Below are 1,523 nucleotides of genomic sequence, written 5' to 3' on the forward strand. Positions count from 1 at the left end.
GACGGCGCTATCGCGGTGGCCGTGTTCGACACCACCGGCCAGCCGGTGCTGACCGCAACCTCGCTGGTACTGCGGCCAGTGACCACCGACCAACTGGGCACCGGGGCGCCGGATACGGCGCAGTCACTGTTCACGGTGCAATGGATGCCGCTACCAAACGCGGAACCCGACACCGCGCCGGTGACTGCCGAACCGCTCTGGGCATGGCACGGGCAGCGGCCGCAACCTCTACTGGTGCCCCACCCGCCAGGCCAGCTTGATGGTGAGCTGCCCACGGTCGTGGTGGCCGAGCTACCAGCTGCGGGCGATGCTGTCGGCGTTGTCGAGGCCACGCACGCGGCGAGCACGCTGGTGTTGGGTTGGATCCAGGAATGGCTGGCCGATGCGGCCACGGACGGTTCCCGCCTGGTGGTGATCACCCGCGGCGCTACCGACGGCAGTGACCTGGCCGCGGCCGCGGTCTGGGGCCTGGTCCGCTCCGCGCAGTCCGAACACCCCCACCGATTCATCCTGCTCGACCTCGACGATGACACCGACCACGACAACGATGGCGAACTGGGCAGGATCCTGACCGCGGTGCTCGACAGCGGCGAACCGGAGATCGCGGTACGGGCCGGTGAACTGTATGCCCGACGGTTGACCCGAGCTGGTACTGGCCGGTTGTCTCTGCCTGGTCCTGACCGGTTGTCGTGGCGTATCGACGTGTCAGAGCCAGGCAGTCTGGACAACCTTACGGTGCTGGACTGTCCGGAGGCGATGGCGCCGTTGGCGGCTGGGCAGGTACGGGTAGCGGTGCGAGCGGCGGGGTTGAACTTCCGCGACGTGCTGGTCGGGTTGGGTATGTATCCGGATCCGACCGCGGTGATGGGTAGCGAGGCGGCCGGAGTGGTGATCGAGACTGCCCCGGATGTGACCGAGGTGGTGGTCGGGGACCGGGTGTTCGGAATGTTCAACGGGGCGTTCGGGCCGGTGGCGGTCACCGATCATCGTCTGCTGGCCCGGGTCCCGCAGGGGTGGTCGTTTACCCGGGCGGCGTCGGTGCCGATCGTCTATCTGACCGCGTTTTACGCGTTGCGGGATCTGGCCGATGTGCGGCCAGGACAACGGATCCTGATCCACGCTGCGGCCGGCGGTGTGGGTATGGCCGCGGTGCAACTGGCCCAGGCCTGGGGATTGCAGATATACGCCACCGCCAGTGCCGGCAAGTGGGACACCCTGCGCGGGATGGGTCTGGACGACACGCACCTGGCGTCGTCCCGTGATCTGGACTTCCGCCGGAGCTTCCTGACCGCGACCGGGGGGGAGGGTGTGGATGTGGTCCTCAACGCCCTGGCCGGGGAATTCGTGGACGCGTCGCTGGAACTGCTGCCCCGTGGCGGCCGGTTTGTGGAGATGGGTAAAACCGACGTGCGGGACCCGGCCCGGATTGCCGCAGACCTTCCCGGGGTGGTGTATCAGGCGTTCGACCTGTCCGACGCCGGTGTTGACCGGATCGGGCAGATGCTGGGTGAGATCCTGGACAT

General features: G+C 67.8%; 1 protein-coding gene. It reads left to right on the forward strand.

The window, feature by feature from the left end:
* Positions 1-21 precede the first annotated feature (21 nt).
* A partial coding sequence (locus AB0883_RS30760; RefSeq protein ID WP_366644770.1) for a zinc-binding dehydrogenase occupies positions 22-1,523 on the forward strand: 1,502 nt, incomplete at its 3' end.

This window comes from Micromonospora sp. NPDC047812 (assembly GCF_040704175.1).
GTDB lineage: Bacteria > Actinomycetota > Actinomycetes > Mycobacteriales > Micromonosporaceae > Micromonospora.